This is a genomic window from Psychrobacter immobilis (assembly GCF_904846175.1).
Lineage (GTDB): Bacteria > Pseudomonadota > Gammaproteobacteria > Pseudomonadales > Moraxellaceae > Psychrobacter > Psychrobacter immobilis_E.
Map to the genome: position 1 here is coordinate 38314 of NZ_CAJGZM010000012.1, position 23974 is coordinate 62287.

A 23974-nucleotide genomic window follows, 5' to 3' on the forward strand; every position below is an offset into this window, starting at 1 on the left:
TTTACGTACCTCTAAAATATGACGGAGTATCTATGAATAACTCAGTATTGTTTATCTCTTATGATGGCTTGCTAGATCCTTTAGGTGGTAGCCAAATACTACCGTATTTATATAGTATCCGTCAGCATCCTCGTCCTTTGCATATCTTAAGCTATGAAAAACCTGAGCGTTTTAAGTCTGGCGGTGAGTTATTAAAAGCAGAGTTGGCTAGTTCTGGCATAGGATGGACACCTTTGTCTTTCACTACACGTTTTGGCAAGTTAGGCAAGCTTTGGGATTTGTCTCGCATGTATGAAGTTGCTTTATATTTGCAGTTTAAACATCGTTTTGGCGTGATCCATTGTCGTAGCTACCAAGCCATGCAAGTTGGAGCATTACTGCGTAAGCTTACCGGAGTAAAGGTCTTGTTTGATATGCGCGGCCTCTGGGTTGACGAGAGAGTAGATGGCGATATTTGGAAGCTAGACAACAGTATTGATGCTTCAATATTTAAGTTATATAAGCGTGTAGAGGGTAGTCTTCTTTTGAGCGCCAGTCATATTGTGGCTCTTACAGAACGAGTAGTACCTGAACTATACAAGCTGTCACCAGATATGTCTGCTCCCATTTCAGTGATTCCTTGCTGTGCAGACTTTGAGCATTTTATCCTACCTACTGCTAAGCAGCGTATGGCTACTCGTAAGGAGCTAGGATTACCTGAAAATGCTTTTGTACTCTCATACTTAGGTTCTTTGGGAACTTGGTATATGTTAGAAGAAATGCTACAACTGTTTGGCCAAGCAGCTACTGAGCGAGAAGATGTACACTTTTTATTGATTACTAAGGATTGGCGAGAGGAACATGAGGCATTAATAATTGCGCTTGGCTTGTCACATTTGCGTACGCGCATACGTGTGCATGAAGCCAAACGTGACCAAGTGCCTTCTTATATAGGTTGCTCTGATTTAATGCTTAGTTTCATTAAGCCTGCTTATTCAAAAATAGCAAGCTCACCTACTAAAATAGCCGAAGCGCTTGCGGTAGGTGTGCCTGTCGTTAGTAATGCTGGAATTGGTGACATAGATGATATGACGGCTAGGCTAAAAGCAGGTGCAGTTATAGACTTAGATAAGCCTGACAGCCTATCTGATATCGTATCCTCACTTGATAGTCTTAAGAAGATGGGAGGGCCCAATCTACGCGCGCGAGCTAAATCCGAATTAGATCTCCATGTTGCAGAATTAAGTTATAAAAAAATTTACGAGCAGCTGGAACAGACACTATGACCAATAATTCAAATGCCACCTTATTTATAACAGATGTTTGTGGCACATTGGTCTATGACGATACAACGTTAGGCCTGCTCAGAGTACATTTTTCTCAGCAGCCTGAACGTCAATGGCGTTTGCCAATGCTTCGTGCTTTGACCGCACATTTTAGTCCGTTTCGATTAGGAATAGCAGTGATTGAACGTCTCACTGGTAAACATGTTTTAAAACACTTACTCGTCAGAATGATGGTAAACGATACGGTCAGCTCTCTCGAATTGAATGCAGAAGTTTATGCACAATGGTTATTGGATAATAGAAAAGTCCCTGCTGTTTGGGATGTCATCACACCGGCCATAAAAGACAAACGTATAATATTGGCTTCTGCCAGTTTACAACCTATCATTTCGGCATTGGCAAAGCAGTTGGGTGTAAGGTTTGTTGCTAGTGAGCTTGAGAGTAATGATGGTGTATTAACAGGTCGTTATAGAAGTGACTTAACTGGATTGAAAATACAAGCATTAAGTGATCTTATTGGTAATGACTTGAGTAGCAGTTTTTATGATGCTATCAGTGACAATGTAACAGATCAAGAGTTATTAAGTGGTGCAAAGAGGGCTTATGTGGTTCTGCATAAAGCGTCCCATAAGGAGCGCTGGGCAGGATTAAACGCTACTTATATAGGGCTAAACCCATGAATATGATATATATATTGCCATTTAGTTACTTCTATAATACGCGTCTGCGTAATGGAAGTTGGGTTTTTCATGCTCTATTTGAGTGGTTAAGTGCAGCAATACTTGTGATGGCTCTTGGTAGTGTCCCACCGTTTCAAGCTTTGATACAGGCTATCTTAGTATACTTTGCATTTATCAGTTTGTATGAGATCGGCTATCTTGTAAATGACTTATTCGCGGCACGTAAAGAGAAAGATGGTCGTCGGCGCGGTCCTCAAAATGAACCTAGTATGTGGATTTTTACGTGGATTGCTTTTCGAATAATGGCTTTTATAGCATTAACTATTCTACTAAATATGCAAGAGGTATGGGCATGGTGGAGTTTCTTTTTAGCCTTGTCCATCGTATTCGCTCTTCATAATATTTTTGTTGATCGTGAGTTTAAGGTGGCAACCTTTCTTTGGTTGGCCTGGTTTCGATTTATGGCACCAGTCATATTTGTGGTAGAAAATCGTTATAGGATGGGTATCGCCCTAGCAGCAGGTATTATTTATGCTGCTTTCCGTCTTTTTGGTTATCTTGATAGTAAAGGGTTGCTAAAGATGCCTGGTCGTCAAAGAATTCGTTTTAGACTGGTATTTTTTTTAATGCCTTTGACAGGGGTCTTAGCATTAGCTCCTTACGATGAAGCTCGTGGTTTTGTTCTGCTTTGTGCTATTTATTCTATTAGCGCGTTAGCAGCTGCCGGTAGCAGTTGGTTACGCCATGGTCGTCTAGACTAAGGAGTATTTTATGTGTGGTATTGTTGGTTTTCGCCAAGGCCTATCAAGTAACATAGAGATGCGTGCTTGTATCACGCATATGAACGATACTCTTTATCATAGAGGTCCGGATGCTGGCGATAGTTGGCTGGATGAAACTGTTGGCTTAGCTATTGGTCATCGGCGTTTAGCCATTCTAGAGCTGTCGCCTGCAGGCGCACAGCCTATGCATTCTGTGTGTGGACGATATGTGGTGGTGTTTAATGGTGAGATATATAACCATCTGCAACTACGTCAACAGCTTAATCAAGAGGGCTTCTTACTCGAATGGAGAGGTCATTCAGATACAGAGACCGTGCTCGCTTGTTTCGTAGCTTGGGGTATAGAAAAAACACTACAAGCTATGGTAGGTATGTTTGCCATTGCTTTATGGGATAAGCAAGAGAAACTCCTGACTCTAGCAAAGGATAGGATGGGTGAAAAACCTTTATATTGGGGTTGGCAGGGCGATAGTTTATTCTTTAGTTCTGAATTAAAAGCGTTGAAAGCAAACCCTATGTTTAAAGCAGATATTAATCGTGATTCAATCACTTTACTGTTGCGTCACAACTGTATCCCTGCTCCTTATAGTATTTATCAAGGCATTAAAAAGTTGCGACCTGGTTATTGGTTACAATTACCCTTAGCAGAATTAGGAAAAGCTAAAATAGCGGTACCCAAGGCCTACTGGAGTTTTAATACTGTAGTTGAAACAGGGCTAGAAAATCCTTTTACGGGCAGTCCAAAGCAAGCCGTTGATATTTTAGAATCAGCACTTGTGGAGAGTATTGGCAGTCAAATGCAATCAGACGTGCCACTTGGCGCTTTTTTAAGCGGTGGTATAGATAGCAGTACAGTCGTTGCACTCATGCAAGCACAGAACGGGCGGCCAATTAAGACTTTTACTATTGGTTTTGAGGATGAAGCGTATAACGAGGCAACGCATGCAAAATCTGTGGCTAAGCACATTGGTACTGAACATACTGAGCTTTATATAACCGCTAAAGATGCTTTAACAGTGATACCGAAATTATCGTCTATATATTGTGAGCCATTTTCAGATAGCTCACAAATCCCAACTTTTTTAGTCAGTCAGTTAGCAAGTCAGCATGTGACGGTTGCCTTAAGTGGTGATGGGGGTGATGAGCTATTTGGAGGCTATAATCGCTACCTCATGGCTCAGCAAGTTTGGAATAAAAATCGTAAATTGCCTAGACCAATGAGAAGATTGGCGTCGACGACACTGACTGCTTTCGCACCTAAGAGCTGGGATGCTATGTTTACAACGCTTAATCCTATTCTACCTAAAGGATTACGATTGAGTGCTCCTGGAGATAAGGCTCACAAGCTAGCAGGTGTGCTAAATATTGATAGTGAACAGGATTTTTACCAGTCATTGACCAGTCATTGGCAGCAGCCTGAGACATTAGTCATAGGTGCAAAAGAACCTAGTACTTTGATAAGTGACATAAATTGTTGGCCGAAAACAGATAGTTTTCAACATGCGATGATGGCTATGGACGCACAGACTTATATGGCTGACGATATTTTGGTAAAGGTTGATCGCGCTGCTATGGCTAATAGCTTAGAGACCCGAGTGCCGATGCTAGATCATCGTATTGTTGAATTAGCTTGGAAAATGCCGTTGGATTACAAAATACGTCATGGTGAAGGTAAGTGGTTGCTGAAGCAGGTGCTATTTCGTCATGTTCCTCGCCAATTGATTGAGCGGCCTAAAATGGGGTTTAGACTACCTTTACACGACTGGTTACGAGGCTCATTACGGGATTGGGCTGAAGCATTACTAGATGAAACGCTATTACTACAGCAAGGTTATTTCTATCCCGCATCCATACGTAGGATGTGGACAGAACATCTGAGCGGTAAATATAATCATCAAGATCAACTATGGAATATATTAATGTTCCAAGCCTGGCTTGAGACACAGTAATTTATATGGATAGCAAAATGATAAATATATTTATTTTTTTGAATATAAATAGTTATTAGACTACAATCAGCAGGATACCTTTTAAAACATAGCCGTATAAAGCCAGTAGGTTAAATTAGAACGCTCCAATAGGCTAATCAGAACAGTGAATTGATAATAGCCAAAACAGACATGTCATTTGAATTTTTTATTAAAAATATAGAGACAAACTAATGTCAGACCTAAGTTGGATTTATACGTATGGATTTTTAGGGACCAGACTTTTTGAGTTACCTAGTCTGCTGATATGCTTGTTGCTAATTGTCACTGTTGGCTACAAGTTTAAGGTTCCATCCAATTATCAAGTAGTCCTTGCTTTACACTGTTTGCTTCCTTTTATTCTAAATGACGTAATGTTCAGTACGTCATATATGGGCGATCAGTTTAGATATTGGGAGGGAGTGAATGCGATAAGATCTGGAGAGCTAGGGTTGATTGAAGCATTCACAGGGGGTGATAATGTTTTTCAAGCCAGTGCTATGCTCGCCCTGTTACCATTTCCATCGCCAGTTTCTCCTATTAGTTTAGGATTCTATAATACTTTTCTCTATATTGTTTTGTTCTTCGTTTTGTATGTCAAAAATATTTTTACAAAAGTATCAATATGGTTTTATCTGCTGTTTCCAAGCATGGCTCTATACACAGCGCTAAGCTTGAGAGAAACTCTCATTCTATTTTTTATGGTGCTAACGGTTGTCTATGCGCGTGAGTCTAAGATCCTTAAAAGTATTTTGTTTATTATTCCTTTGTACTTAATTAAGTTTCAGAACTTTTTTATTTTAGGTCCTATTGTTCTAATGTATTTTATTTTCAATGTGGCTAGAAAGGGTATGGGGTTAGCAAAAGCAGTAACCATAAGCCTAATTAGTCTAGCTGGATTGCTTCTTGCTGCTCCGATAGCTATCCCTCAAATTAATCATTTTAGGGCGGCTATGTTTGTAGAAGATGGAGGGAAAGCTGAAGAAATTATGCTTATCTCTGGAGTAGGAGAGTTTGTTGTTGAAGGTTTGACGTCGGGTATTTACTTCTTATCTAAACCATTTTTGTGGGAAGCGAGCGGCTTTCTACCTTTGATTCAATCATTTGAAAATTTATTTGTACTTGCCATTTTGTTTCTGATAACTCGTAAAGCTTTGATGAAAAGTCCTGATAATCTTGCTTTTTGGTTATTATTTATGGCTTTATCGATGTCTGTATATGGCTTAGTCGTATTTAATTATGGAACAGCTGTTCGTTATAGATATCCATTCATTATGATATATGTGCTGTTCGTATGTGCTGACTGCGAAATTCACACATTATTTTCTAACGAAAAACTTCCAAATAACATCCCACTTCCTAAAATCAATCAGTAAAAATTCTTAACCACATCTCTCAAAGGTATAAATATAAATTATTTATGTCCTTCTATTGTAATTAGTCTAAAAGTTACCTATAGTATATTTATATATGTGAATATATAAATATATCTATTAAGATAAGTTTTGGGGTGGCATTATTAATAGTCAGTTTTTTACATGACTCAAAAAATAGGTTAAATACATTATGACTACTATAAAAAAGTTTTTAATATATTCTAACTGTTTGCATAATGTATTTAACTTTAGAGGCAAGCTTTTGGAGGCCATTGCTCAATTAGGGTATGAGATACACATTGTTTCTCCTATTTTAGAGAAGTATGCTGCAGACCATAATGAGCTTATAAATCGTGGATATCATATCCATCAGATTGCTATGCAAAGAACCGGAACTAATCCGGTCAAAGATATAAAGACATTTATTCATAGTTATCAGCTATTAAATAGAATTAAACCAGAATATGTACTTTCTTACACTGTAAAGCCTGTGGTATATGGAACATTAGCAGCATGGTTGGCCGGAGTATCCTATCGTTTTGTGTTGTTTTCGGGATTGGGTTATACCTTTCAGCAAGTAGAAGAAACCAATAAGCGTAGCATTTTCCAAAAATTTGTACATGTGCTTTACCAACAAGCATTAGCAAAGTCTTCTAAGGTATTTTTTCAAAATAATGATGACTTAAATTTATTAAAAAAACTCAATATAGTTCATTCAATGACTCCTACGGTAGTGGTGAACGGTTCAGGGGTGGATTTAAATGACTTCAATGTATTTCCATTACCTAGACATGAGTCAGGCGCCGTCAAGTCTTCCTTTTTGTTGATTGCTAGACTGCTCAAAGATAAAGGAATAGTGGAATATGTCGAAGCATGCAAACAGATAAAGAGAGAATATCCTGATGCCGAATTTCATCTGGTAGGCTCGATAGATGAAAACCCAGCAGCCATTGAACAAGCACAGTTAGATCAATGGATAGCAGATGGCGACATCATCTATTGGGGTCAGGTTAAAGATGTTCGTCCTGCCATAGCGGCCAGTTCAGTCTATGTATTACCGTCTTATCGCGAGGGCACATCACGCTCTGTGTTAGAGGCTATGTCAATGGGACGAGCTATTATTACGACGGATGCGCCTGGGTGTAGGGAGCCGGTGACCAATGGTATAAATGGTTATCTAGTTCCCGTCCAAGCCGTTACTGAGTTGATAGATGCCATGCGTCAGTTCATAGAGCATCCCAATCTTTATGAACAAATGGGGTCGGCCTCTAGAGTCATTGCGGTAGATAAGTATGACGTTAGAAAGGTAAACGCTCATATGATAGCTGAGATGGGATTAGAGTAAGTTTTCATATCTGAACGAACTTAAGAAGTATCGTTTTAAGCCATACAAAGTCTAATTATTTTTATTTTAAAAACAAGTTTATCCAATATATTCTTTTATAAGGATTTATATATTTAAATTTTAATATATAGAAAGCATTATGGGTCTGGGTATATCGTCAATTGCTCTACATAGGAGGTTTAAAATGCTTAAAAGGATATTCGACGTGAGCATTGCTCTAATGGCCTTATTTTTAATGCTGCCTATTTTCATCTTGGTGGCATACAAAGTTAGGAAAAACTTTGGAGCACCTGTGTTATTTCGTCAAGCTCGGTCCGGTCTTAATGGTAAAACATTTGAGATTATTAAATTTCGGACAATGAGTGATGAGAAAGATTCTGAAGGTAATCTCTTGCCTGATGAATATCGTCTTACAAATTTTGGTAAACAACTTCGAGCCAGTAGTCTCGATGAGTTACCTCAACTATGGAATGTGCTCAAAGGTGAAATGAGTATAGTAGGGCCGCGCCCTCAGCTTATGGAATATTTGCCACTATATAGTGAAGAGCAGTTTAAAAGGCACTTAGTTCAACCAGGAGTTACGGGTTACGCGCAAATCAATGGTCGTAATAATATCAGTTGGGAAAAACGCTTTGAACTTGATATTTGGTATGTTAGTAATCAATCAATCTGGTTAGATATTCAAATATTATTTAAAACAGTGGGGCTGGTTATAACAAAGCATGGAATTTGTGCAGAGGGAGAAGCTACAATGAGTCGATTTACTGGTAATAAGCAACGAAGATATAAAGTTATAAACGCTAGTGTTAGGAGAAGCTTGTTAAGCCGTCGATGTCTGAATAGGCATTTTTCAAAGCGTAACACCAATGTTTAGTCCAGTATTGAAAATAAGATGTATAAGCATCATGCTTTATTAAAAGTGTATTCAGTTATATAAGTTACCTAACACTTATAAAAGTGGTTATGTTATTAGCTCTTTATCGTTGGCTCTTTAAAGTGCGCTAGGATTTTTTAGCTCAGACAGGTACAATATCAGTCTCAATTAACGGTCAAAAAGAATTGACCGCTCATAAGACAGGCATGCAAAAATACTGCAGGCGCTGTCTTTACTTTTTTTATCGCACCCTCTATTGGAGTTACTATGTCAATTGCGTCTATTACGTCAACTGCCCAAGGATCTGCTACCGTTTTGGACGGTAAAGCACTTGCTAAACAAATAGAACAGCAACTGAGTACGCGTGTAGACGCTATTAAAGCTAAGACAGGACGTACCCCAAGCCTAGCGACGATATTGGTCGGTGACGATCCTGCTTCTGCGACTTATGTGCGTATGAAGGGCAATTCTTGTAAGCGTGTCGGCATGGATTCTATACGAGTTGAGATGCCAAGTGTGACAACCACCGAAGAGCTAATGGCTAAAATAGACGAGCTTAATAGCAATCCAGACGTTCATGGTATTTTGCTACAGCATCCAGTACCCGCGCATATCGATGAGCGCGCTTGCTTTGAGCAGATTGATTTGGCAAAAGACGTCGATGGCGTGACTTGTTTGGGCTTTGGTCGTATGGCGATGCAGCAGTCCGCTTACGGCTCATGTACCCCGCAAGGTATCATGCATTTATTAGAGCATTATAATGTTGAACTTGCAGGTAAAGAGGCAGTGGTCGTCGGTCGCAGTGCTATCTTGGGTAAGCCAATGGCGATGATGCTATTAAATGCCAACTGTACGGTAACGATTTGCCATTCAAGAACGCAAGATCTAGAGTCGCATATTAAGCGTGCTGATATCGTAGTTGGCGCAGTGGGTGTGCCTGAGCTGATTAAAGCTGATTGGATTAAAGCAGGCGCGGTAGTTATCGATGCAGGTTTCCATCCAACGGATAATGGCGGCGTTGGTGATATCGAGTTGCAAGGTATAGAAAGTATTGCCAGTGCTTATACACCCGTTCCCGGCGGCGTTGGACCGATGACCATTAATACCTTAATTCGTCAAACGGTTGATGCGGCCGAAAAGTCTGCTGGTTTAGACAATAGTGCAGTCAGCTGATGAAGCCGCTGTCAGAGCAAGAACCAGAACAGCAATCAGAACAGAAAAATAGTAAAGTCCATCAAGCCCAACAAACCAATACCTCTTATGTATCAAAGCCAAAAATGGAAATACATGAGCGCATGCAACATATCGGCCGTGAGTTTGTCGATATTTCCCACTATATTATTTTGTTTTTGATTAGTGTGGTGGTGGTTTGGACAGCGGGCAAAGAGTTCTTTGTTATTTTTCAAAAAGGCTCGGCCGATTTAAAAGATATTTTACTACTGTTTATTTATCTCGAGCTACTGGCGATGATTGGGATTTATTTTAAAACCCATCGTCTGCCAGTACAGTTTTTGATATTTATCGCGATTACCGCTTTATCACGACATCTGGTCGTCGATGTACAAGCGGTATCAGATAACTTTCATCTCTGGCTCTTGGCAACGATTTCCTTTGCCATTATGGTGCTGAGTGCCTCAATCGTTATACTGACCTGGACGGCCAAGATGTTTGGGCGACCAGAAGATTATTTGGATGATCATCAAATGACCAGTACCGAGCATCATCTGCCGAGCGTCGATAGCAAGCATTATCGTAAATAAGGTTTTGTTATCTTCAATCAACATCATTGATGAATGGTTGTTAATAAATTGCTGTTAATTGTTAATAAAAAAGGGTTGCCAATTGAATAGCAGCCCTTTTTTTATCTGAAATCTGAGAAAGCCGCTTAAGTTACAACCAACCCAAGCGTTTAAAATTAAGGTATAAGAAGCTACAGAGCGAAAAGATAACGGCCATGATAACAAGGTAAGAGTACTGCCAATGCAGCTCTGGCATAAAGTCAAAGTTCATCCCATAAATGCCGGCAATCGCTGTTGGCACGGCTAAAATACCAGCCCAAGCAGCAAGTTTACGTACCACCTCATTCTGTCCCATATTGACCATGGCGAGGTAAGTATTCATGACCACGCTAAGCATTTCATTTAAGCCATTAATCGCATCTAGAGAATGCAATAAGTGGTCATTAACGTCACGGAAGTAAGGTTTAGCAGCGTGAGAAAACGGCGAGATTAAGTCGCTTTTATCGTGATTGATAAAGAAACTACAGATATCTTGTACCGGTAAAATCACCGCGCGCATATGCACCAGTTGTGATTTTAATTCATACAGATTTCTAAGCGTTTCTTTATTAAACTCATAGGTAAAAATATTACGTTCTTGTTCACGTAGATAACTGCCTAAACGATCGGTAATCGGCATATAATTATCGACGATAAAATCGAGAATGGCATGCAGAACAAATATAGGGCCCATGCGCAGCTTTTCGGGGCGACGATGGCAGTGTTCGCGCACCGGAGCATAAGAGTTCGACGGCCCATTACGAATGGTAATCAGATAGTTTTTGCCCATAAATATCGCCGTGGTGCCATAACGAATGACATTGTCTTCGAGCTTGGCGGTACGTAGCACCACAAATATCATGTCATTATCATAGTTCTCAACCTTGGCGCGCTGATGATCAGCAAAGGCATCTTCAATCGCCAGTTCATGTAGCTCAAAGGCATCTCTAACTTTGACCATGGTTTCCAAACTTGGGTCATAAAGACCAAGCCAGATAAATTGACCGCTATTACTTAAAGCGCGACTGACATCATTTAGTCCAACTTTACTGGTTTTTTCACCGGTTTTACGCGAGTAAGCATAGCAATTGACCACTTCGTCATCGCTCGATAAATCTATATCCTCATAACGCTCAGAGTCGGGGTCGTAGACGGTCATCGTCTCAATCGTATCCTCGACCGTCGCATCGGCGTCGCCATAAATATAACTGTCATAGCTATCGTAATTGTCTAAATAAGAGCGCTCATCGCCCATGCTGGTATCGATAAGGCTGACATTAGAGTCAGGTGTGATACGCGTTGTCGGTTTGACAATCAGGTCATCATCTTGGTTCATACCTTCTCCTTTAGTCGGTGGTTAATGTTAAATAAAATAAACATTAAATTAAATAGATTATGACATGCGACTAAAATAATTTTTTCTGAACATCACTTTTCTACAAACTACAATGCAAAGCGTTTCAGCGTTTCGATATCAACCAAACTTAATAAACTTTCATGACAGGCTTCAAGCTTAATCTGCGGCGCAATATCGAAGTCTAAAGCTTCGACCCAACGTAGCGCGCAGATACACCAGTAATCACCAGGCTGTAAACCGGCAAAACCATACTCGGGCAGCGGCGTGATCAAATCATTGCCACGACTGGCAGAAAAGTTTAAAAATTCACTGGTCATCTTAGCGCACACAGTATGCTGACCAACGTCATGGTTGCCGGTATGACAAAAGCCATTGCGATAATAGCCGGTAATAGGGTCAAAACAACAGCTGGCAAGGGCAGTGCCGAGGACGTTGGTTTGGTTGATAGCAGGATTTGGGTGGTAATCAGATGACATAAGGCTTTCCGAGATAAAAGTATGCTTTAGTGTAACATGAGTCTAGCGATAAGGCGTTATGCAAGTAACAGACCGCAACGCTTCAGGCTGATAGAAACAGTAATGCTAATAAGTAGTGATGTTAAGAAACGAGATTCTAGGAAATAAGTAAGCGCGATGAGACATAATCAACATAAATAACCCTGTGTTACTCTTATCAGTGATAGGTATTACTTTTTATTTTCAGTTATTCGTGTTGAATGCATACCTTATTAATAATGAAGGCTGTAAACCTTTTGACCATGAATTAGATAGTAATTGGGGTTAATTGTCACTAGGCGAAGCTTGGCTGCTATGCTAAACTAAAGCATAAAGTGCCTTGATTATTTATCATAATTTTTTAGCGCATAAAGATACTCGTCTTATCATCCTAACTTATACTTATTACTCACCCTTTTGCGGTCACCTAGTTTGCTTATAGATAATTGGGTCAGTGATGTTGCGCGTCAAAAATAGAAAACGCCTCGCATCCCTGCAATTGTAAATACAACCTTTTAGTACCGCATCAGTACCGCGTTTTTGGTAAGCGATACGCCAAACAAGGATTCATTGTGTCTGCCAGTTCTGATTCTGCAAAACCTGCCCAGTCAAATACGACAAAACCAGAGGCGACTCAGCCTGCTGATAATCGTGCTACCGCTAATGGCCTGCCATATCTAAGCAACTTTGCCAGCGATGTTGCCAATAACAGCTGGTTGCTGCCTGATGGGGTCGTTGATGTGTTGTTTGAAGATGCACACAAGCAAGAAGTACTCAGACATCAATTGATCCAGCAGCTTATCAGCCATGGCTATCAATTGGTCAATCCGCCAATGATTGAGTTTACCGAATCTTTATTGAGTGACGCATCAGAAGATTTAAAGCGTCAAACATTCAAGATTATCGATCAGCTGACCGGTCGCTTGATGGGTGTGCGAGCTGATATTACCCCACAGATTTTGCGTATTGATGCGCATCATGGCGGTAGCGGAATTGCACGTTATTGCTACGCTGGCGATGTGATTCATACTTTGCCTTCAGGATTGTTTGGCTCACGTACACCGCTACAGTTAGGTGCAGAGATATTTGGTTGCGGTGAACTTGCTGCTGATATCGAGCTGATAGATGTGCTGTTTAGTATGGTAAATAGCTTAGATATGAGCGCTGCCCTACATATTGATTTGGGTCATGTGGCGATATTTAAGCGTTTAGCGGTATTGGCTGAGTTGTCAGATAATGACACCGAGCAATTGATGAATCTCTATGCAAATAAAAATTTACCAGAGCTAAAACGTGTTTGTCAGTTGCTGACAATGGGTAATGATTTTTATGCATTGGCACGATTTGGTCATGACATGGCAAAGTTATTAGACACACTGTCAGATATTGCCAAGCAAGATACGCACATTGTGACGGCTGTCGATGAGCTGCAACGCTTAAAAGCACATTTAGAAGCGCAGTGGCAGTGCCCAGTGAGTATCGATGTGACTGAACTGTCGGGTTATCACTATCATACAGGTATTATATTTAACGGCTATATCAATAGTGAAACCCAGCCACTGGTACGTGGTGGGCGCTTTGATGGTATGCATAGCGTAGGTCAATTAAGTGCTAAGCAACCACGTGAAGCCACAGGCTTTAGTATGGATGTTAGCCGTTTGCTGGCGCATACGCAGCTTGAGTCACCGATTATTGTACTAGTTGATTATCAGGCATTAAATCAAGTATCAAATCATGCTGATAAAGCGCAAATGCAAATGCTATTACAGCAGGTCTCAAGTTTACGTCAGCAAGGCTACCGCGTCACTATGCCATTAACGGCTGAAGACCGTCCAGCAGCGATGACGCATCGTTTAAACTTTGCGAATAATAAGTGGCAGCTAGAAGCGGTTTAAATTTAAAAATCCGTTAAGCTAATAACCAGTTTGAATAAGCTTCATTTATTGAAACTTATTTATTAAATTTCTAAAAAATAGACAGTGAATAACATATCATTTCTTAGCACGACGTGAGTTTTGATAAGTTATTTTAAAATTATTATTGCACACACCTCAATACATCAAGGTAAGGATTAATCATGGGTAAGAATGTCGTAGTTTTGGGTAGCCAATGGGGCGATGAAGGTAAAGGTAAGATCGTTGATTTACTTACCGAAAAAGCCGCAGCAGTTGCACGCTTTCAAGGCGGACATAACGCTGGCCACACCCTAGTCGTCGATGGCAAAACCACCGTTTTACATCTGATTCCATCAGGTATCCTACGTGAAGGCGTGACTTGCTTCATTGGTAATGGTGTGGTGTTAGCACCTGACGCATTACTAAAAGAGATGAAAAATCTAGAAGACAATAACGTGCCAGTACGTGAACGCTTACGTATTTCACCAAACTGCCCATTGATTATGCCTTATCACGTTGCGCTTGATCAAGCACGTGAAGCTAAGCGTGGCACTGGTAAAATTGGTACGACGGGTCGTGGTATTGGACCAGCTTATGAAGACAAAGTTGCGCGCCGTGCGATTAAGCTTGCTGACTTATTCCGTGATGACTTAGAAGAAAAACTACGCAACTTAATCGAATATCATAACTTCCAATTGACTCAGTATTATAAAGTTGACGCCATTGATTTTGATGAAACCTTTAAGCTTTGCCAAGAGTGGAAAGAAGAAATCAAAGGCATGGTTACCGATGTAACCGAAGACCTCAATCAATTACGTCTTGCTGGCAAGAACCTTATGTTTGAAGGTGCGCAGGGTACATTACTTGATATCGACCATGGTACTTATCCGTTTGTGACCAGCTCTAGCGTAACCGCGGGCGGCGTATCGACTGGTACGGGTATTGGTCCATTGTATTTAGACTATGTACTGGGTATCACTAAAGCGTACACCACGCGTGTTGGTAGTGGTCCGTTCCCAACCGAATTGTTTGACGATGTTGGTGCGCATTTGGCAAAAGTCGGTCATGAATTTGGTGCAACGACTGGTCGTGCTCGTCGCTGTGGTTGGTTTGATGCCGAAGCGTTGCGCCGTGCAGTGGTACTGAACTCACTATCAGGTATTTGCTTGACCAAGCTTGATGTCCTAGACGGACTTGAAGAGCTGCTCATTGGGGTAGGCTATGATGTGCCAGATACTGAGTTTGCTGGCGCGCATGATGCTGAGTTCTACGAGTCAGTCACGCCAAAATATGAAACGCTACAAGGTTGGAGTGAGTCAACCGTTGGTATCACCAATTATGACGACTTGCCAGAAAATGCAAAAAAATACATCAAGCGTATCGAAGCATTGATTGATTGCCCAGTCGATATCATCTCGACCGGTCCTGACCGTGAAGAGACGATTGTATTACGCGATCCGTATGATGCATAATTAGTAAAACAGCTATTTATTAATAATAACCTCCATTGTTTAAACGCAGTGGAGGTCTTTTTATGGGATTTTTTTAAGAATATTTATAAAATGCTTACAGTTACTAATTACATAAAATCAAGATAAGCGCTTTCAAAAAAGATTAAGCTAATAGTGACAAGAATAGCATTATCTTTGTTAAGTAGCATTTCATGTGTGAAAAAGGATTTCCATTATCAGCAAACCATAAGAGGGACATAACATGAAAACTAATATTATGAAGCACACTATTATTAAAACCTCATTAGCCATCTTGACATCGGCAGCTTTTATGTTTCCCATGCTATCTTGGGGCGCTCAGAATTGTGATAAGCCCATCAATGATTTTGATGGTCTGTATTGCTTAACCAAAGTATATCTAGAAGCAGATAAAGAGCTTAATAATTCTTATGCAAAACTGACTAAACACTTGAATACCTCGCAAAAATCCAAATTAAAGCGTGGACAACTGGCATGGATACGCGAGCGTAATGATCAGTGTAGTTATAATAATGACGAAGGTTTTTTTGTCAATATGGGCTGCGCGACCCGTAAAACAACGACACGAGTTAACTTCTTAAATGATCGGGTACGTGAATGTAATGCGGGTAGTTGCCGCGACAGTCGATTGGGAGAATAGTTAGTCAATCGTACATTTATAAAAACCATCGTGATGTGGCTTTCATTTTATGTGTGCAACCAAGCTTTAAAATTACCTATTTTTAAGTAAGGTATTTTTAAAGCTTTTTTAACCTTGCTTTTCTGAACAGTTAGCGTAATTAACCCTATCATTTACAGTCTCAATCATTATAATAGGCAGCAATCATTCGTTGGGCGCGGTATCTTCGTATTGTGTATCCGTATTGGACATGCATAAATACCTTTAGTCAGCGCAGTGATCACAGACAACATAAATTATTTAATCCCTCACTTATGTATTAGGAGCTTTTCATGGCTAACGAACGTACTTTATCTATCATCAAACCTGACGCAGTAGCTGGCAATAACATCGGCGCTATCTATGACCGTTTTGAAAAATCAGGTCTGAAAATTGTTGCAGCTAAAATGATGCAACTTGATGATAAAAAAGCAGGTGGTTTTTACGCTGAGCACGCTGAGCGTCCATTCTATAATGACCTAGTGTCATTTATGACTTCAGGTCCAGTATTGGTATCAGTATTAGAAGGTGAAAACGCTATCGCTAAGCATCGCGACATCATGGGCGCTACTAACCCAAAAGACGCGGCTGAAGGCACTATCCGTGCTGATTTCGCTAGCAGCATCGATGAAAACGCCGTTCATGGTTCAGATTCAGCTGAATCAGCAGCACGTGAAATCAGCTACTTCTTCAATGAAGAAGAAGTGTGTGCACGTACGCGTTAATATAGTAAACCAAATATAGGCTGTTACGGTGTCAGACTAGCTTAATGTATTCAATGTACGATTTGCGCTCGTCTTCCTTGTACCAGCTCTATATTTGATTCACTATGCACTAATGGTTTATAAAATTGATTATAAATTATTAGTATGGCAAGACGGCTTATATCTTTTGGTATAAGCCGTTTTAGCTATTATAATGGTCTATTAATGCATTGAAATTTCAGCCATTCTCCCTCATTATAAGTTTTACTTAGCGTTATCAATCCCTTATCAGCATATTGCGTTCAGTTTTTGATAAAAAATGCGCTCATAACGGATTGCTCATGCACTCATATATAAATGTATGACTGACTGGCAACGCCCATCTCAATAATTGCAGCGCTTATCCAAATGGCTGCAAAAAGGTTACCTATTATGTCCACTATTCAAACACCCATCCAACATACCCCAACAAAGTCTGCGAATAGCATTAAGCTCGTTGATGAGGCGCAAGCTAAAACCAATCTCTTGGGCATGACCCAAGCACAGCTGGCAGATTACTTTAAAAGTATCGGCGAGAAGCCATTTCGCTCGACGCAGGTTATTAAGTGGATTTATCAGCATGGCGTGACAGATTTTGAGCAAATGACCAATTTGAGCAAATCATTGCGTGATAAATTGGCAGCCAATGCTTGTGTGATTCCGCCAAAAGTGATTCACCGTCAATATAGTGAAGACGGTACGCGTAAATGGGTTTTTGAAGTGACTGGCGGCTCGTTGGTTGAGACAGTATTGATACCAGCCGACGACAGTAAATTAAACGGTCGAAAAACCCTATGCATATCGTCGCAAGTGGGCTGTGCATTAGATTGTAGCTTCTGTAGTACCGGCAAGCAGGGTTTTGAGCGTGATTTAAGCGCCGCCGAAATCATCGGGCAATTATGGGTGGCCAATGCTTCTTATATGACCGATGAAAATGATAGTTTAGAAAATGTTGACCATAGCTTATGGGAAAATAATGTAACCAACGTCGTGATGATGGGAATGGGTGAGCCATTATTAAACTATAAACCAGTGGTTGGCTCGATGGAGTTGATGCTGAGCGACCATGCTTATGGGCTATCAAAACGCCGTGTGACGTTATCAACCTCAGGCGTCGTGCCAAAGATGTATCAATTGGCACAAGATATCGATGTGGCGTTGGCGATTTCACTGCATGCGCCTAATGATGAGCTGCGTAACGAGCTGGTGCCAATTAATAAAAAGTATCCGCTAGAACAGTTGATTGCCGCGGCGAAAAACTATGTTTATGATGTCAATCCGCGTCATAAAAAACACGTAACGATTGAATATGTCATGCTTGATGGTGTCAATGATCGTAATGAGCATGCACATCAATTGGTGGCGTTATTGGAAGGTTTACCGAGTAAGATTAATCTGATTCCGTTTAATCCTTTCCCTCATGCCAATTACGACAAATCAAGCAATAATCGCATTCATGCCTTTAGTGACATTCTGAGCCAAGCGGGTTTTGTGTGTACCATTCGTCAAACGCGCGGTGACGACATCGATGCCGCTTGTGGGCAGTTGGTCGGGCAAGTCGCTGACAGAACGCGTCGCTCAGCAGCTTGGCAGCAAAGTATTAAAGATCGCGAAAACATTTAATTAATATAGTGTAAAAAATATGCCGTTAATAACGTAAGGTGGGTATTTAATGAGTGGATATTGGAATATATGACTAATGTTAGGTACTTAAATTAAATGCTTAGCTGTCATTTTTATCTCACAACGGTAATAAAATGTAGTTATTAACAGCAATAATCGAGTGTGGCGCATTTAATGACAATAAATTGTACTTATAGAGGCTAAATCTATTAAACTTAGGCCTCGAAGATCTAACGCATTGAACCTCAGTTTTATGATGGCGGCTATGATGACTTTTAAAAATCTTTGTCAGTTCAAATATCAAATCTTGTTTGCTCAAGTGGCACAGCAATCCTGCGTCAATATTGCCCAAAAGCGTGGCTCAAAATACATTTTGTTAGCCAGTGCGTTAAGCGTCTTGCTACTTAGTGGCTGTCAAAATACGCCGACCAATGATTTATTAGGCAGTGCGCCTTATCAGGGCTCGAAGCGGCCGAATGACAATCGCAATTTGGATCAGCAAGAAATTGCTCGCGTTCGCACCTCACTTGCTGCACAATATATCCGCGAAAATCAGCTTGATGCTGCACAGCGTCAACTTGAAAAAGCCTTTGCTGCCGATAGCCGTTACGCGCCGGCCTATGATATGATGGGCGTTTTGTTGCAGCAAGAGGGCAGTCGCCTCAATCTTGAAAAAGCCGATCAGTATTTTAAAAAAGCCATTACGCTGGATAAAGATTTTGATCAAGCCCACAATAATTATGGTGTTTATCTGTCACAGATGAAGCGCTATAAAGAGGCGGCGGCGCAGTTTGAGATTGCAGGAGCGTCGCTTGGCTACGAGGGTCGTATCGGGGCGTTAGAGAATTTAGGGCGTACCTACCTTCAGCTGAATGATCATCCAGCTGCTGCCAAAGCATTTTTGCGCGCCTTAGATGGCAACCGCAATAGCTTAATTGCGCACTTTGAGCTAGTCGATTTATTACTAGAGCAGCAGCGTGTGCAGCAAGCACAAAGGCTTTATGATGAAACCTTGCTATTGGTAAAAGGGCAGAGCATCAGCCCGCGTTTACTATTACAAGGCATCAAGCTTGCGGCGGCACAAAACAACATAGCAACGCGCCAGCAATTGGCACAGCAGCTTTTATCCGCTTATCCATTAAGTGATGAAGCAAAACAACTTAAGACTTGGCTTAACAATCCAGAGGCACCATGGAAATGACCACCCCATCATCAAACACTCAATCTAACGCTCAGGGATCATTTGGTGCCATGTTGCAGCAAGCCCGCAAAAACAAGCAATTAAGCTTGGAGGACGCGGCCGCCGAGTTATTTATTTTAAAACGACATCTGCAAGCGCTAGAAAATGAAAACTTCTCGGAGATGCCGCAAGCAGCGTTTGCGCGTGGTTTTGCGATTAACTACGCCAAGTTTTTGGGTCTAGATCCGGTAAAAATAGCGAGTAGTTTCGATGCTGCTTATCCAACTGAGCTAAAGTCACGCTCGAGCAATAATATTGAGTCGCCACTGCGTCCGATGGGTACCTTGCAGCGCGATACTCATAACCGTATCCGTTTTAATCCGCTGCTTATTATCGCAGTGATTGGGGTCATTATTTTAGCGATTTTCTTATTTCGTATGGTGACTAATGCCAGTAAAGAAAATAATGAGCAGCCAGTAAATACCAGCGAAGACATCTCAGCCATAGAGCAAGCGCAGGGTGCCGCGATTAACAGCGATACTAATGGCGTCAGTGCTTCTGGTTCGGCGCTTAATTTGGGCGGCGAAAGTACGGCAGCAGCCACGCTAGACGTCAAACTGACCGATGCTGCTGTTGTAGTTATTACCGATGCCTCAGGTAGCAACCTAATGAATGGTTCTCAGACGGCTGGTGATTATCAACTATCAGGTATGCCACCATTTAATGTGCAGATTGATAATGTTAAAAATGTCAGCTTGATGCTTAATCAAGAAGCAGTTGCTTTAGACAGTTATGCAACAGGTACGCAAGCCAGTTTTGAGCTAGCACCATAATATTAAACAGCTTGTCATTAAATTAAATGTTGTTTAAATGACGGCTATCTTAAAGCAGTTATTGTTAATGACATAAAAGTTGTTAGCGTTAAAAAGTAATGTTTGTTTCCAGTTTTTTCGTTCCAATGAAAGGGTTTGTCTATGTCAACGTCAGCGCCTATTAACCGTCGTCTTACTAAGAAAATATATGTCGGTGATGTCGCGATTGGTGGTGATGCACCGATTAGCGTGCAAAGTATGACCAATACCGATACGTGTGATGTGGCAGCGACCGTTGCCCAAATCGAGCGCTGTGTTGAAGCAGGGGCGGATTTGATGCGCGTATCGACGCCGACGATGGATACGGTAAGAGCGTTTGGTGAAATTCGTAAGTTGGTTAGCGTCCCTTTAATAGCCGATGTGCATTTCGATCACAAAATTGCTTTAGCCGTTGCTGAAGCTGGTGCCGATTGCCTGCGTATCAACCCTGGTAATATCGGTAGCGACGCCAAAGTGCGTGAAGTGGTTGCTTGTGCCAAGCATTACAATATTCCTATCCGTATTGGCGTCAATGCAGGCTCATTGGAAAAAGACATTCAGCGTAAATATACTGAGCCGACCGGCGCGGCGATGCTCGAATCAGCCATGCGCCATATCGATATATTAGAGCGCTTGAACTTTGATCAATATAAAGTGTCGGTTAAAGCCAGTAATGTATTTTTAACCTTGGATGCTTATCGTCTGATTTCTGCTCAGATTGATAATCCACTACATTTAGGTGTCACCGAAGCCGGTGTTTATCGTACGGGCGCGGTTAAATCCGCGATTGCCTTAGGCGGTCTATTATTAGACGGCATCGGCGATACCATTCGTATCTCCTTAGCTGCAGAGCCAGAAGAAGAGATTAAAATTGGCTTTGATATTTTAAAATCGCTAAATATTCGCTCAAATGGTGTCAACTTTATTGCTTGCCCAAGCTGCTCGCGCCAAGAGTTTGATGTCATTAGAGTGATGACGGCTTTAGAGTCGCGTTTAGAAGATATCCGTGAACCAATGAACTTGTCAGTAATTGGCTGTAAGGTAAATGGTCCCGGTGAAGCAAAAGAAGCGGACATTGGCATTGTCGGCGCCGCACCAAAATCACTGGTCTACCGTATGGGCGAAAAGAGCCATTTGATTGATACCAATAATTTGGTCGATGAAATTGAAAGTATGGTACGTGCGCATGCTGAAGACTTGGCGAAAAAACGTGAGAATGAAATCATTCGTGTAAAATAAGTAAAGTAAGACGCTGAGCTATTAAAAGCTTATTTTATAAGCGTCACCAAAAGAATAATTAGTAATAGAGTACTTTGTTAAAAATTTAAGGATGCGACCGTACCATGATTAAAGCGATCAAAGGGTTTAATGATATTTTGCCTGAACAGTCCGCAAAATGGCTGCACTTAGAGTCGATATTGGCTGATGTATTGGGTAGATACGGTTATGAGCATATTCGCCTGCCTATCGTTGAGCAAACTGATTTGTTTGCCCGTGCTATTGGCGGCGCAACCGATATCGTCGAAAAAGAAATGTATAGCTTTACTGATAAGTCTGAGCCACCAACGCCATTGGCATTGCGTCCAGAAGGTACAGCAGGGGCAGTACGCGCGGTGATTGAGCACAATTTATTGCGTGGTGATACACCGAAACTTTGGTATATCGGTCCGATGTTTCGCTATGAGCGTCCGCAAAAAGGTCGCTACCGTCAGTTTCATCAATTGGGTGTCGAAAGTTTTGGTAGTGCGCTACCGGATGCCGATGCAGAGCTGATTGCGATGACGCATTTGATGTGGCAAGAGCTGGGTCTTAAAGACGAGATGCGCTTAGAGCTTAATAGTTTGGGTGAGATTGATGAACGTCATGCTTATCGTGAAGCACTGGTTGCTTACCTGACTGACAAACAAGAGCAGTTAGATGAGGACAGCAAACGCCGTTTAACGACCAATCCGCTGCGTATTTTAGACAGTAAAGAGGCGAGCACCCAAGCACTATTGGCAGATGCGCCAAAGCTTGCTGAGTTTTTGGGTGCAGAGAGTAAGGCGCATTTTGAACAAGTACAAGCGTATTTGACCGCACTTGGTATTGAGTTTGAGATTAATCCGCACTTAGTACGCGGTCTTGATTATTATAATAAAACCGTGTTTGAGTGGGTAACTGATAAGCTTGGCAGCCAAGCGACCGTCTGTGCTGGTGGTCGTTATGATGGTTTGATTGGGCAATTAAAATCTATCGGTACCCCTGATGATAAAGAGCATAATAAACCGCTGAAGTCTGAGCCAGCCGTTGGCTTTGCGATGGGACTTGAGCGTCTGTTATTGCTTATTGAAGCCGTGGCACCGATTGCAGAGTTGCCTGCTTGCGACGTTTTTGTGGTTGCTCATCCTGAAGTTTATAGTGCGGGTATTGGTTATGCGCAAGCGTTGCGTTATAGCCGTCCCGACTTACGCATAAAAATGGCGAGCGCAACCAGCTTAAAAGCTCAAATGAAAAAAGCGGATAAGTCAGGCGCTGCATTGACAGTGATTATCGCCCAGCAAGAGCTCGATGATAATACCATTAGCATTAAAGATATGCAGACGGGTGAGCAACAAACGGTTGCGGCAGATTGGCTATCAAATAAAGAAAACTTTGTTCGTCATTAAAAAGCTTTGTTCGTCAGTAAAAGAAAATATTGTTCGACAGTAATCAATTATGACTTTAGCTTTGGCAATTTAATAACACTTTATCAGGTAAAAATATATGGCTCTGACACCCAATTCGCCAAATCCCGACAATTCAATGCAAGCGTTAAAGCAATATGGCAGCTATATTGTCACTGCGATTTTATTGGCGTTGGCCGCCTATTTTGGCTGGACGTATTGGCAAAATAACCATGCGCGCGTCGATACGGTTGCCGCCGACCATTATGCCGATATTCAGCGTTTAAATGAAGAAGTCAGCCTAGCGTCGCAAAACCCAGATTTAGAAGCAGAGGCGCAAGCATCACTTGCTGAGAGTCGTAAACAGTTAGATAAAGATATTGATGCTTTAGTAAGTACGCATGGCAACTCTGTCTATGCATGGCAAGCGCTAATGATTAAAGCGCGCCAGCAAGTGGATAACGATAACTTTAAAGGTGCTGGTGAGACCTTTAAAAAGGCCCTAGCAATCGATTTGGGTGATGCAGGTCTACAAGCAATTACTCGTCTACGCTATGCGAAAACGCTATTAGCAGCTGGTGATGCCGACGCTGCCTTAGCCGAGGCCAATAACAATATGCCAAGCTCGTTTGAGGCAAGTCAGCAAGAACTATTGGGTGATATTTATTTGGCGCAAGATAATAAAGACGCGGCGGTTAAATCTTACAATAATGCTTGGGAATTGTTACGTAACCGTCAAGAAACACGTGCAGTATTGGCATTAAAGATGGAAAGTCTCGGTGTGGTAGCTGAGCCTATTGAGCCGCAAGCGGGTCTTATTCAAGAATCTACTGCGCCTGCACAGCCCGTATTAGCTGAAGAGCAAAATACGGTAGCCACTGCTGAGTAGTAGATGTCAAAAACAGATACTACAAATATTTCGAATAACAAGCGCTGGTGCTAAATATGAGCGCCAACGCTTGAATAAGTGGCTTA

The 23974-nt window shown here is 41.4% G+C and carries 21 protein-coding genes; 19 read left to right on the forward strand and 2 right to left on the reverse strand.

Features of this window, described 5'->3' with window-relative positions; translation table 11 throughout:
• The first annotated feature begins 32 nt into the window (after window positions 1–32).
• The 9 genes from JMW39_RS12015 to JMW39_RS12055 all read left to right on the forward strand — a co-directional run bounded on the left by JMW39_RS12015 (window position 33) and on the right by JMW39_RS12055 (window position 10048).
• The gene (locus tag JMW39_RS12015; RefSeq protein WP_201546799.1) at window positions 33–1265 is read left to right on the forward strand and encodes a glycosyltransferase; all 1233 of its coding nucleotides are present in this window, start codon (window positions 33–35) and stop codon (window positions 1263–1265) included.
• Entirely contained in the window at window positions 1262–1945 is a 684-nt protein-coding gene (locus JMW39_RS12020; protein ID WP_201546801.1) for a haloacid dehalogenase-like hydrolase, read from the forward strand. The genes JMW39_RS12015 and JMW39_RS12020 overlap by 4 nt, the downstream gene beginning before the upstream one ends.
• Window positions 1942–2706 carry a hypothetical protein gene (locus JMW39_RS12025; protein ID WP_201546803.1) on the forward strand — a complete coding sequence of 255 codons (765 nt, stop codon included), beginning with the start codon at window positions 1942–1944 and terminating at the stop codon, window positions 2704–2706. Before JMW39_RS12020 ends, JMW39_RS12025 begins: the two co-directional genes overlap by 4 nt.
• 10 nt (window positions 2707–2716) lie before the next feature.
• Window positions 2717–4675 (forward strand): asparagine synthase (glutamine-hydrolyzing), encoded by a 1959-nt coding sequence (asnB, locus tag JMW39_RS12030; protein ID WP_201546805.1) that lies wholly within the window; start codon window positions 2717–2719, stop codon window positions 4673–4675.
• Window positions 4676–5085: 410 nt separating this feature from the next.
• Window positions 5086–6069, forward strand: coding sequence for a hypothetical protein (locus tag JMW39_RS12035; RefSeq protein ID WP_227679512.1), 984 nt, complete (start codon window positions 5086–5088; stop codon window positions 6067–6069).
• Between the two features lie 190 nt (window positions 6070–6259).
• Entirely contained in the window at window positions 6260–7414 is a 1155-nt protein-coding gene (locus JMW39_RS12040; protein WP_201546809.1) for a glycosyltransferase family 4 protein, read from the forward strand.
• 184 nt (window positions 7415–7598) lie between these two features.
• Complete coding sequence (locus tag JMW39_RS12045) at window positions 7599–8288, forward strand: sugar transferase (protein WP_201546811.1); 690 nt, start codon at window positions 7599–7601, stop codon at window positions 8286–8288.
• Window positions 8289–8555: 267 nt separating this feature from the next.
• Window positions 8556–9461: a bifunctional methylenetetrahydrofolate dehydrogenase/methenyltetrahydrofolate cyclohydrolase FolD gene (gene folD / locus JMW39_RS12050; protein ID WP_201546813.1), complete on the forward strand. Its 906-nt coding sequence runs from the start codon at window positions 8556–8558 to the stop codon at window positions 9459–9461.
• A gap of 104 nt (window positions 9462–9565) precedes the next feature.
• Window positions 9566–10048 (forward strand): phosphate-starvation-inducible PsiE family protein, encoded by a 483-nt coding sequence (locus tag JMW39_RS12055; protein ID WP_201546861.1) that lies wholly within the window; start codon window positions 9566–9568, stop codon window positions 10046–10048.
• A gap of 130 nt (window positions 10049–10178) precedes the next feature.
• On the opposite strand, the gene corA is transcribed toward JMW39_RS12055, so the two are convergent.
• A complete protein-coding gene (corA, locus tag JMW39_RS12060) occupies window positions 10179–11402 on the reverse strand; it encodes a magnesium/cobalt transporter CorA (protein ID WP_201546815.1) in 1224 nt (407 codons plus the stop codon).
• A 107-nt stretch (window positions 11403–11509) separates the two neighbouring features.
• Entirely contained in the window at window positions 11510–11899 is a 390-nt protein-coding gene (locus tag JMW39_RS12065) for a DUF2237 family protein (protein WP_201546817.1), read from the reverse strand.
• A gap of 590 nt (window positions 11900–12489) precedes the next feature.
• On the opposite strand from JMW39_RS12065, the gene JMW39_RS12070 reads away from it, so the two are divergent.
• From JMW39_RS12070 to JMW39_RS12115, 10 genes are all read left to right on the forward strand, one after another.
• Entirely contained in the window at window positions 12490–13812 is a 1323-nt protein-coding gene (locus JMW39_RS12070) for an ATP phosphoribosyltransferase regulatory subunit (RefSeq protein ID WP_201546819.1), read from the forward strand.
• A 182-nt stretch (window positions 13813–13994) separates the two neighbouring features.
• Complete coding sequence (locus JMW39_RS12075) at window positions 13995–15284, forward strand: adenylosuccinate synthase (RefSeq protein ID WP_201546821.1); 1290 nt, start codon at window positions 13995–13997, stop codon at window positions 15282–15284.
• A gap of 241 nt (window positions 15285–15525) precedes the next feature.
• Window positions 15526–15942: a lysozyme inhibitor LprI family protein gene (locus tag JMW39_RS12080; protein WP_201546823.1), complete on the forward strand. Its 417-nt coding sequence runs from the start codon at window positions 15526–15528 to the stop codon at window positions 15940–15942.
• Window positions 15943–16253: 311 nt separating this feature from the next.
• Window positions 16254–16685 carry a nucleoside-diphosphate kinase gene (ndk, locus tag JMW39_RS12085; RefSeq protein ID WP_055124481.1) on the forward strand — a complete coding sequence of 144 codons (432 nt, stop codon included), beginning with the start codon at window positions 16254–16256 and terminating at the stop codon, window positions 16683–16685.
• A 411-nt stretch (window positions 16686–17096) separates the two neighbouring features.
• Complete coding sequence (gene rlmN, locus JMW39_RS12090; protein WP_201546829.1) at window positions 17097–18326, forward strand: 23S rRNA (adenine(2503)-C(2))-methyltransferase RlmN; 1230 nt, start codon at window positions 17097–17099, stop codon at window positions 18324–18326.
• A 265-nt stretch (window positions 18327–18591) separates the two neighbouring features.
• Complete coding sequence (gene pilW / locus JMW39_RS12095; RefSeq protein WP_227679514.1) at window positions 18592–19527, forward strand: type IV pilus biogenesis/stability protein PilW; 936 nt, start codon at window positions 18592–18594, stop codon at window positions 19525–19527.
• Window positions 19524–20339, forward strand: a complete 816-nt coding sequence (locus tag JMW39_RS12100; protein WP_201546831.1) for a helix-turn-helix domain-containing protein — start codon at window positions 19524–19526, stop codon at window positions 20337–20339. Before pilW ends, JMW39_RS12100 begins: the two co-directional genes overlap by 4 nt.
• A 141-nt stretch (window positions 20340–20480) precedes the next feature.
• Window positions 20481–21596, forward strand: a complete 1116-nt coding sequence (gene ispG / locus JMW39_RS12105) for a flavodoxin-dependent (E)-4-hydroxy-3-methylbut-2-enyl-diphosphate synthase (protein WP_201546834.1) — start codon at window positions 20481–20483, stop codon at window positions 21594–21596.
• Between the two features lie 104 nt (window positions 21597–21700).
• Window positions 21701–23002 carry a histidine--tRNA ligase gene (hisS, locus tag JMW39_RS12110; protein WP_201546835.1) on the forward strand — a complete coding sequence of 434 codons (1302 nt, stop codon included), beginning with the start codon at window positions 21701–21703 and terminating at the stop codon, window positions 23000–23002.
• 97 nt (window positions 23003–23099) lie between these two features.
• A complete protein-coding gene (locus tag JMW39_RS12115; RefSeq protein ID WP_201546838.1) occupies window positions 23100–23888 on the forward strand; it encodes a YfgM family protein in 789 nt (262 codons plus the stop codon).
• The last annotated feature ends 86 nt before the right edge of the window (window positions 23889–23974 follow it).

Excerpts from the sequence above, each read along its gene's own strand:
- JMW39_RS12025 (WP_201546803.1), top strand. The coding sequence starts at position 1,942 with ATGAATATGATATATATATTGCCATTTAGTTACTTCTATAATACGCGT.
- JMW39_RS12115 (WP_201546838.1), top strand. The coding sequence starts at position 23,100 with ATGGCTCTGACACCCAATTCGCCAAATCCCGACAATTCAATGCAAGCG.
- JMW39_RS12015 (WP_201546799.1), top strand. The coding sequence starts at position 33 with ATGAATAACTCAGTATTGTTTATCTCTTATGATGGCTTGCTAGATCCT.
- JMW39_RS12075 (WP_201546821.1), top strand. The coding sequence starts at position 13,995 with ATGGGTAAGAATGTCGTAGTTTTGGGTAGCCAATGGGGCGATGAAGGT.
- JMW39_RS12035 (WP_227679512.1), top strand. The coding sequence starts at position 5,086 with ATGGGCGATCAGTTTAGATATTGGGAGGGAGTGAATGCGATAAGATCT.
- asnB (WP_201546805.1), top strand. The coding sequence starts at position 2,717 with ATGTGTGGTATTGTTGGTTTTCGCCAAGGCCTATCAAGTAACATAGAG.
- JMW39_RS12040 (WP_201546809.1), top strand. The coding sequence starts at position 6,260 with ATGACTACTATAAAAAAGTTTTTAATATATTCTAACTGTTTGCATAAT.
- folD (WP_201546813.1), top strand. The coding sequence starts at position 8,556 with ATGTCAATTGCGTCTATTACGTCAACTGCCCAAGGATCTGCTACCGTT.
- pilW (WP_227679514.1), top strand. The coding sequence starts at position 18,592 with ATGATGACTTTTAAAAATCTTTGTCAGTTCAAATATCAAATCTTGTTT.
- hisS (WP_201546835.1), top strand. The coding sequence starts at position 21,701 with ATGATTAAAGCGATCAAAGGGTTTAATGATATTTTGCCTGAACAGTCC.
- JMW39_RS12055 (WP_201546861.1), top strand. The coding sequence starts at position 9,566 with ATGGAAATACATGAGCGCATGCAACATATCGGCCGTGAGTTTGTCGAT.
- JMW39_RS12020 (WP_201546801.1), top strand. The coding sequence starts at position 1,262 with ATGACCAATAATTCAAATGCCACCTTATTTATAACAGATGTTTGTGGC.
- rlmN (WP_201546829.1), top strand. The coding sequence starts at position 17,097 with ATGTCCACTATTCAAACACCCATCCAACATACCCCAACAAAGTCTGCG.
- corA (WP_201546815.1), bottom strand. The coding sequence starts at position 11,402 with ATGAACCAAGATGATGACCTGATTGTCAAACCGACAACGCGTATCACA.
- ispG (WP_201546834.1), top strand. The coding sequence starts at position 20,481 with ATGTCAACGTCAGCGCCTATTAACCGTCGTCTTACTAAGAAAATATAT.
- ndk (WP_055124481.1), top strand. The coding sequence starts at position 16,254 with ATGGCTAACGAACGTACTTTATCTATCATCAAACCTGACGCAGTAGCT.
- JMW39_RS12100 (WP_201546831.1), top strand. The coding sequence starts at position 19,524 with ATGACCACCCCATCATCAAACACTCAATCTAACGCTCAGGGATCATTT.
- JMW39_RS12065 (WP_201546817.1), bottom strand. The coding sequence starts at position 11,899 with ATGTCATCTGATTACCACCCAAATCCTGCTATCAACCAAACCAACGTC.
- JMW39_RS12045 (WP_201546811.1), top strand. The coding sequence starts at position 7,599 with ATGCTTAAAAGGATATTCGACGTGAGCATTGCTCTAATGGCCTTATTT.
- JMW39_RS12080 (WP_201546823.1), top strand. The coding sequence starts at position 15,526 with ATGAAAACTAATATTATGAAGCACACTATTATTAAAACCTCATTAGCC.